Source organism: Gordonia sp. VNK1 (genome assembly GCF_040049135.1).
GTDB lineage: Bacteria > Actinomycetota > Actinomycetes > Mycobacteriales > Mycobacteriaceae > Gordonia > Gordonia oleivorans.
On record NZ_JBDZDJ010000024.1, the window covers coordinates 90,599 to 97,458 of the forward strand.

The 6,860-nt window shown below is 64.2% G+C and carries 7 protein-coding genes; 4 read left to right on the forward strand and 3 right to left on the reverse strand.

From position 1 onward, the window contains the following. Nucleotides 1–19: 19 nt before the first annotated feature. A complete protein-coding gene (locus ABLE94_RS22505) occupies nucleotides 20–1,531 on the forward strand; it encodes an APC family permease (RefSeq protein ID WP_348809945.1) in 1,512 nt (503 codons plus the stop codon). On the opposite strand, the gene ABLE94_RS22510 is transcribed toward ABLE94_RS22505, so the two are convergent. Beyond that, entirely contained in the window at nucleotides 1,503–2,639 is a 1,137-nt protein-coding gene (locus ABLE94_RS22510) for a metallophosphoesterase (protein WP_348809946.1), read from the reverse strand. The two genes, ABLE94_RS22505 and ABLE94_RS22510, sit on opposite strands and share 29 nt — an antisense overlap. Nucleotides 2,640–2,745: 106 nt before the next feature. Between ABLE94_RS22510 and ABLE94_RS22515 the strand changes: the two genes are divergently transcribed. After that, nucleotides 2,746–3,258 carry a free L-methionine (R)-S-oxide reductase MsrC gene (locus tag ABLE94_RS22515; RefSeq protein WP_348809955.1) on the forward strand — a complete coding sequence of 171 codons (513 nt, stop codon included), beginning with the start codon at nucleotides 2,746–2,748 and terminating at the stop codon, nucleotides 3,256–3,258. A gap of 307 nt (nucleotides 3,259–3,565) precedes the next feature. Then, nucleotides 3,566–4,042, forward strand: a complete 477-nt coding sequence (locus ABLE94_RS22520; RefSeq protein WP_348809956.1) for a glutathione peroxidase — start codon at nucleotides 3,566–3,568, stop codon at nucleotides 4,040–4,042. Nucleotides 4,043–4,054: 12 nt separating this feature from the next. On the opposite strand, the gene ABLE94_RS22525 is transcribed toward ABLE94_RS22520, so the two are convergent. Beyond that, a complete protein-coding gene (locus tag ABLE94_RS22525; RefSeq protein ID WP_348807332.1) occupies nucleotides 4,055–4,936 on the reverse strand; it encodes a formate/nitrite transporter family protein in 882 nt (293 codons plus the stop codon). Between the two features lie 100 nt (nucleotides 4,937–5,036). Then, nucleotides 5,037–6,047 (reverse strand): acrylyl-CoA reductase family protein, encoded by a 1,011-nt coding sequence (locus ABLE94_RS22530; RefSeq protein ID WP_348809947.1) that lies wholly within the window; start codon nucleotides 6,045–6,047, stop codon nucleotides 5,037–5,039. A 157-nt stretch (nucleotides 6,048–6,204) separates the two neighbouring features. Here ABLE94_RS22530 and ABLE94_RS22535 point away from each other — a divergent pair, with 157 nt between their 5' ends. After that, nucleotides 6,205–6,648, forward strand: a complete 444-nt coding sequence (locus ABLE94_RS22535) for a cupin domain-containing protein (protein ID WP_425476262.1) — start codon at nucleotides 6,205–6,207, stop codon at nucleotides 6,646–6,648. Nucleotides 6,649–6,860 lie beyond the last annotated feature (212 nt).

A 6,860-nucleotide genomic window follows, 5' to 3' on the forward strand; every position in this document is an offset into this window, starting at 1 on the left:
AAGCCCTAGAGTCGGAGAGATGACGCAGCTGGGCGACATCTTCCGGAAGAAACCCGTCGACACGGTGATTCATCAGAACGACGAGGGACACCAACTCGAAGGCGGACGACTCAAACAGACGTTGCGGGCCCGCGATCTCATCGGGTTCGGCGTCGGCATGGTGATCGGTACGGGAATCTTCACGTTGACCGGCGTGCAGGCGAAAGACAATGCGGGACCGGCCATCATGATCTCGTTCGTGGTGGCCGGGGTCATCGCCCTGTTTGCCGCATTCTGCTACGCCGAACTCGCCTCTGCGGTGCCGACGGCCGGATCGTCCTACACCTACGCCTACACCACCCTCGGCGAGATCATCGCGTGGATCATCGGCTGGGATCTGATTCTCGAGTTCGCCCTGGGTGCGGCGGTGGTGTCCCGCGGGTGGTCGGGTTACCTGCAGGACGTCTTCGCCCTGCCGACGACGTTCTTCGGTGAGGATTCGACGGTCAACCTGGGGGCGGTCGCGATCGCGTTGGTCCTTGGTGTGGTGGCGACGGTGGGTATCAAGGAATCCGGCTGGGTCACCAACGCGCTGGTCTATCTGAAGGTCAGCATCTGCGTCTTCGTCATCATCGCCGGACTCTTCTTCATCAAGGCGGCGAACTACACGCCCTTCATTCCGCCCGCGCAACCCACCGGCGGGGAAAGCGGGTGGCGGCAGCCGTTGTGGCAGTGGATCTCCGGAGTGGAGGCAACGGCATTCGGGGTGGCCGGCGTGCTGTTCGCCTCTGCGGTGGTGTTCTTCTCCTACAGCGGCTTCGAGATCGTCGCCAACCTCGGGGAGGAGACCCGGCATCCCGCACGCGACATGGCCCGCGGCCTGTTGGGCACCCTGTTGATCTGCACAGTCCTCTACGTCGGCGTGTGCTTCGTGCTGGTGGGCATGGTGCACTACACCGATCTCAGTACCGGGGCGCCGCTGTCGGATGCGTTCAACCAGGTCGGATTGAGTTGGGCCGGTGTGCTTGTCGGGATTGCCGCGGTTGCCGGCCTGACGTCGGTGATTCTCGTCGACATCGTCGGCATGTCCCGCATCGGTTTTGCGCTGTCGCGTGATGGGCTCATCCCGCATTCGGCGGGAAAGATCCATCCGAAATGGCAGACCCCCTACCGCATCACGATGATCACCACCGCCGTCGTCGTGCTGCTCGCGGCGTTCGTCCCGTTGGCGGCGCTGGCCGAGATGGTCTCGATCGGAACGTTGTTCGCGTTCCTGGTGGTCTCGATCGCCGTGCCGGTGCTGCGGCGAACGCAGCCGGATATGAAGCGGCCCTTCCGCGTTCCGTGGTCACCGGTGCTGCCGATCGTCTCCGCGATCTGTTGCGCGGGACTGATGGTCAACCTCGCCATCGAGACATGGTTGCGGTTCGTGGTGTGGCTGGTCATCGGACTGCTCATCTACGCCTTCTACGGGCGCTCCCACGCGAATCTGGCTCGTACGGGCCGAGATTCGGGTGCTGAGGTCAGCCGCGGTGCAGTTCCAGGATCGTGACCTCGGGCGGTGCGCCGACGCGCACCGGTGGGCCCCACGCACCGGCGCCGCGCGTCGTGTACAGCACGGTGTTGCCGACCTTGTCCGGGCCCTCGACCGACGGTTGCTGGAGGGGCACGAGGTAGCGGATCGGCCAGATCTGACCACCGTGCGTGTGGCCCGACAGTTGAAGGTTCACACCGAGATCCGAGGCCTGCAGCGCCTGACGCGGTTCGTGGGCGAGGAGTAGCCGGAAACGTTCGGGATTGCTGCCGTCGAGCGCCTTGGGGAGATCCGGTTCATACGGTTGCGGTGCCGTGTAGTCCTGGATGCCCACGACGTTGATCGTCGTACCGTCGTGGGTCACCTCGACTCGTTGATTGCGGAGTGTGGTGATGCCGAGCCGCTCCCAGTGGTCGAGCCAGCGTCCCCCGTCGTCGGCGTAGAACTCGTGATTACCGCTCACCCCGAACACTCCGAGGGGTGCTCGGAGTTGGGAGAGGGGGTCGATGTCGGCACCGACCTCGGTGACGGTGCCGTCGGCGAGATCGCCGGTGATGGCGATCAGATCGGGCTTTTCGGCCATGACCTGGCGGACGACCTGTTGGGTGAAGTCGCGTCCGCGTGCCGGGCCGACGTGGAGGTCCGAGATCAGTGCGACGCGGATGCCGTCGAACTGCTCGGGCAGTCGCGGCACGGCGACCGTCGTGTGTGTGACACGAGGCGATGCGGCTTCCCACACACCGTAGGAGGTGGTGACGAGTGCCGCGATGACGACGACGCCGGTGGCCACTCGTACCGCGAGGAGGCGGCGTCCTCGCCCGGTATCGCTGGGTCTGACCCGCAGGACCAGTCGCCAGATCAGCGACATCAGGCCGACGACGATGAAGCCGAGCACCAGGTAGAGGACCACGGCGAGCCACGTCAGTCCGAGCCACGCCGGGGCTCGGAAGACGGACGGGTTGAGTTCGCGTCCGGTGGCGATGCCGACCACGGCGAATGCCCACATGATGACCAGCACGGCGTCGGCGACGATCGACCACGGGCGCGGCATCGCCGTGGCACGAACGATGCGGCGGTGCAGCCAGAAGGTGATGAGCGCGAGGAACGCTGCGAAGACGAGGACCATGATGATCTCCCAACGTACCGGAATGTCGGAGATGGGCGGATCGACGCATGGAATCGCGGTGATCGGTGAGTGCGGCAATCGCCTGCGGGGCGGGCATGATGGGGAGATGAGCTTTGAGCTGTCGACAGATGCGGAATGGACCTACGACGAACTCGAGTCCGCAGCGACAACGCTGGTCGCCGGCGAGCATGACCGGATTGCGAATGCCGCCAACATCTCATCGCTGATCTATCACTCTGTGCCCCGACTGAATTGGGTTGGCTTCTACCTCTTCGACGGCACCGAATTGGTGGTGGGTCCGTTCCAGGGCAAGCCGGCGTGTGTTCGGATTCCGCTGGATCGAGGTGTGTGCGGGGCGGCCGCACGGACCCGCCGGACTCAACGAGTGGCCGACGTTCACGCCGTGTCGGACCACATCGCCTGCGACGCGGAGAGTCGGTCGGAGTTGGTCGTCCCGCTGGTCGCCGACGATGGCACACTCATCGGTGTCTTCGACGTCGACAGTCCCGACGCCGATCGGTTCAGCGACGACGATCAGCAAGGGCTCGAGGCTGTCGCGGCGGTGTATGTGCGGTCGCTGCAGGCTGATCGGAGGAAGCCGTGGACGGCCGCACGGTGACGGTTGCCGAGGTATCGCACGCTGTGTACCAGCCATGGGATCGTAGACCGCCGAGCACTTGTCTCGTTCTCGACGGGCTCGACCGGCGGAAGTCGTTTGTTGTCAACGGAATACCTGGTGATATGGCGAAGAATTGAGCGCTGTCAACGGAATTCAGAGCGCCGTCGACGTGGTCGAGGTGTTCGAGGGTGGGTTGCCGGCGTGGGGATTAGTGCGATGGTGGTCGGCGACGTACCCGGGCCGTAGGCTGAGAACGCCAGACGCGCCGCAACCAGTGAGCGTGACACCGATGGAACAGGGGATGACCGTGACCAGTGCCTATGACTTCACTGCAACCGACATCGACGGCAATCCGGTGGATCTCGAGAAGTATCGGGGACATCCGATGCTGATCGTGAACACCGCGTCGAAGTGTGGTTTCACACCCCAGTACGAGGGACTGGAGAAGCTGCACCGCGAGTACGCCGACAAAGGCCTGGTGATCCTCGGTTTTCCGTGTGACCAGTTCGCTCATCAGGAGCCCGGCGATGAGGCGGAGATCAAGAATTTCTGTTCACTCACCTACGATGTGACATTCCCGATGTTCGCCAAGGTCGACGTCAACGGTGATCAGGCGCATCCGCTGTATCAGTGGCTGCGCCAACAGAAGTCGGGAGTTCTGGGTTCACGGGTGAAGTGGAACTTCACCAAGTTCCTCGTCGACAAGTCCGGTGCGGTGGTGGACCGATTCGCTCCGACGGTCAAGCCCGAGAAGCTGACCGCCGACATCGACAAGGTGCTCTGAACGCCACCGGCGTCAGGACTTACGCCGGTGGCGTAGATGCGGCAGGTGGGTGTCGTGCTCGTCGTTGACCCACGCATAGTAGATGCCGATGAGTAAACCACCGCCGATGAAGTTGCCCGCCAACACGATTCCGAGATTTCCCAGCGCCGGCCACAGGTTCACGTCGCCATGCATGCCGACGATCATGAACAGGACGGTGTTGGCCACCGAATGTTCGAAGTCCAGGAAGGCGAAGACGAAGACGGAGGTGACCATCGCCATGCATTTGGCGATGTCCTCCACCAGATAGCCGTTGTACACCAGCAGCATCGCCATGTTGATCATGAAATTGCAGAGGATGGCGCGGATGAACAGGTCCATGCATCCGGAGAAGCCGTCGGTGACGTAGCCGGTCTTCACCTCGACGGCATGGTGCATGGCTTCGAGGACCGGACCCTCGATGAGGGTGGTGCCGCGCAAGAGTAGCGCGATGAACAGGCCGCCCAGGATGTTGCCGAGGTAGCAGAACGCCAGGATGCGGATGAACAGCATCGGGGTGAGCCGTCGGTAGTAGGCGCCGACGGAGACGATCATCATGTTCGATGTGAGCAGTTCGGACTTGGTGTAATAGATGAACACCAGTGCCCACCCGAAGATGAAGGCTCCGATGAGTTTGCCCACCGCGTGCAGTTGCTCGGGCGTCGATCCCATCTGATTGAAGGCGGCGACGATCGTGTAGTTGATGACGTAGAAGATGGCGATGATGGCGCCGGCCATCGCTGCGCGTTGCAGGAACCGTCGCCGCATGTGGCCGGTCATCTTCTTCTTCGACTCGAGCACGTCGAGCGTGGTGCTGATGAAGAACTTTCCCGGGAACAGTTTGTTCACGTCGAAAGCCGGTGACGGATCGGTCATGCATCAACGGTGACAGACATCGGCGGTGTGTGCTCGTCGATTGGGACACCCACGCGCCCCGATCGTCGTCGGGGCGCGTGGGGGTGTCCTGGCTGCGGGGTCAGGCGGAGTCGCCGAGAACCCGCACCACCGTCCGGCCGGTCATCTTGCCCGCACGGATCAAGTCGAGGGCGGCGGGTAGGTCGTCGAGTCCGATCTCGGCGATGACGGCATCGAGGTGCGTCGGGCGCAGGTCGCCCTCGATTCGCGACCAGATGGCCCGTCGGAGATCGGCACCGATGAGGACCGAATCGATGCCGAGCAGCGCGACGCCACGCAGGATGAACGGCATCACCGTGGTCGGCAGGTCGGCACCGCCGGTGAGCCCGCTGGCGGCGACCGCACCGCTGTGATTCATCGTGCTCAACACGTAGGCGAGGGTCTTGCCGCCGACGCAGTCGACCGCACCTGCCCAGACCGACTTACCGAGTGGGCGGATCTTGGTCTCGTCGTCGACGAGGCGGCCGACGACCTCTGCGGCGCCGAGTGTGGTGAGCAGTTCGGCGGCCTCTACCTTTCCGCTCGAGGCGGTCACCGAGAAACCTTGAGCGGCAAGGATGTCGACGCTGACGGCGCCGACGCCGCCGCTGGCTCCGGTGACGACGACGGGCCCGTCATCCGGTGTCAGGCCGTGATCGAGGAGGGCTGCCACGCTCATCGCGGCGGTGAATCCCGCAGTGCCGATGGCCGCGGCGTCGCGGGTGGACAGCGAGGTGAGCTTCACGACCTGCGCCGCCGGCACACGGGCGTAATCGGCGTAACCGCCGTGCTGTTCGGTACCGATCGGGCCGCCGTGCGCGACGACGCGGTCACCGGGGGCGAAATCCGGGTCGGTGGATTCGATCACCTCGCCGGCGATGTCGATGCCCGGGATGATCGGGTAATTGCGCACCACGCCGCCGCGCGGCGTCACCGCAAGGGCGTCCTTGTAGTTGACGCCGGAGTACTGCACCGCGATCGTCACGTCGCCGCCGGGCAGGTCCGCCGCGGCGAAATCGGTACGGTCCACGGTGATCGCGCCGTCGGATTCCGTGGCCACGAGCGCAGTGAATTGGTCGGGGACGGTGCTCATCGTTGTGCTCCTGGAGTTGGGGTGTCACGTCGTCGGGTGTCACGTGGTCCACATCGTGCCACCGGATGGGGTGTGCGAACCAGGTGGGTCTTGCCGAAACGGCTCCGACCGGCGTGAACGGCAGTACCGTCGACGAATGAGGCAACTCGCACGCGGCATGCTGGTGATGGTCTCGGTGGTGCTGTGTGTCGGTCTCGTGCCGGCGATCGCGCGGGCGACGCCGTCGTCCGGGGTCCCCGCGGTCACGTTCGCGGAGGGAGACATCCCGGCAGATCTGTTGCCGTTCGTCCCCGAGGGGGTCCACGTCGCCGTTCGGGAGATCACGATCGCTCCGGGTGGGACGACCGGCTGGCACTATCACGATGGCCAACTGGTCGGTCTGGTCCGGGCCGGAACCCTGACTCATCCCGGAGCTGACTGCAAGCCGGTGATCTACCGGACCGGGGACATCATCAAAGAACCGGCGGGACAGTCCAATACGCACGTCGGCCGGAATCTCGGGAACACGCCGGTGGTCCTGGACGTGCTGTACCTGATCCCGTTGGGCAAGCCACTTTTCGAGGACGCACCGGCCCCTGGATGCGACGCTCTCGCGGAGTGAGGCGTACGGGTGGGCGCGGCGGCGAGGCGCTGCGGTGCCGAGTTCCGTTGACAGCGCCCTGAATTCCGTTGACGGCGCTCTCAATGTCACTGACCGGTGAGTGTCAAGCTGTGGTGAGTCAGTTCCCGATTTTGTTGTGTTATGCGGTGGGTTGGTGGTGCAGGTTGATGGCGACGCGTTGCTGCGGTCGTTTGACTGTGGGTGGTTGGTGG

Excerpts from the sequence above, each read along its gene's own strand:
- ABLE94_RS22505 (WP_348809945.1), top strand. The coding sequence starts at position 20 with ATGACGCAGCTGGGCGACATCTTCCGGAAGAAACCCGTCGACACGGTG.
- ABLE94_RS22510 (WP_348809946.1), bottom strand. The coding sequence starts at position 2,639 with ATGGTCCTCGTCTTCGCAGCGTTCCTCGCGCTCATCACCTTCTGGCTG.
- ABLE94_RS22515 (WP_348809955.1), top strand. The coding sequence starts at position 2,746 with ATGAGCTTTGAGCTGTCGACAGATGCGGAATGGACCTACGACGAACTC.
- ABLE94_RS22525 (WP_348807332.1), bottom strand. The coding sequence starts at position 4,936 with ATGACCGATCCGTCACCGGCTTTCGACGTGAACAAACTGTTCCCGGGA.
- ABLE94_RS22530 (WP_348809947.1), bottom strand. The coding sequence starts at position 6,047 with ATGAGCACCGTCCCCGACCAATTCACTGCGCTCGTGGCCACGGAATCC.
- ABLE94_RS22535 (WP_425476262.1), top strand. The coding sequence starts at position 6,205 with ATGCTGGTGATGGTCTCGGTGGTGCTGTGTGTCGGTCTCGTGCCGGCG.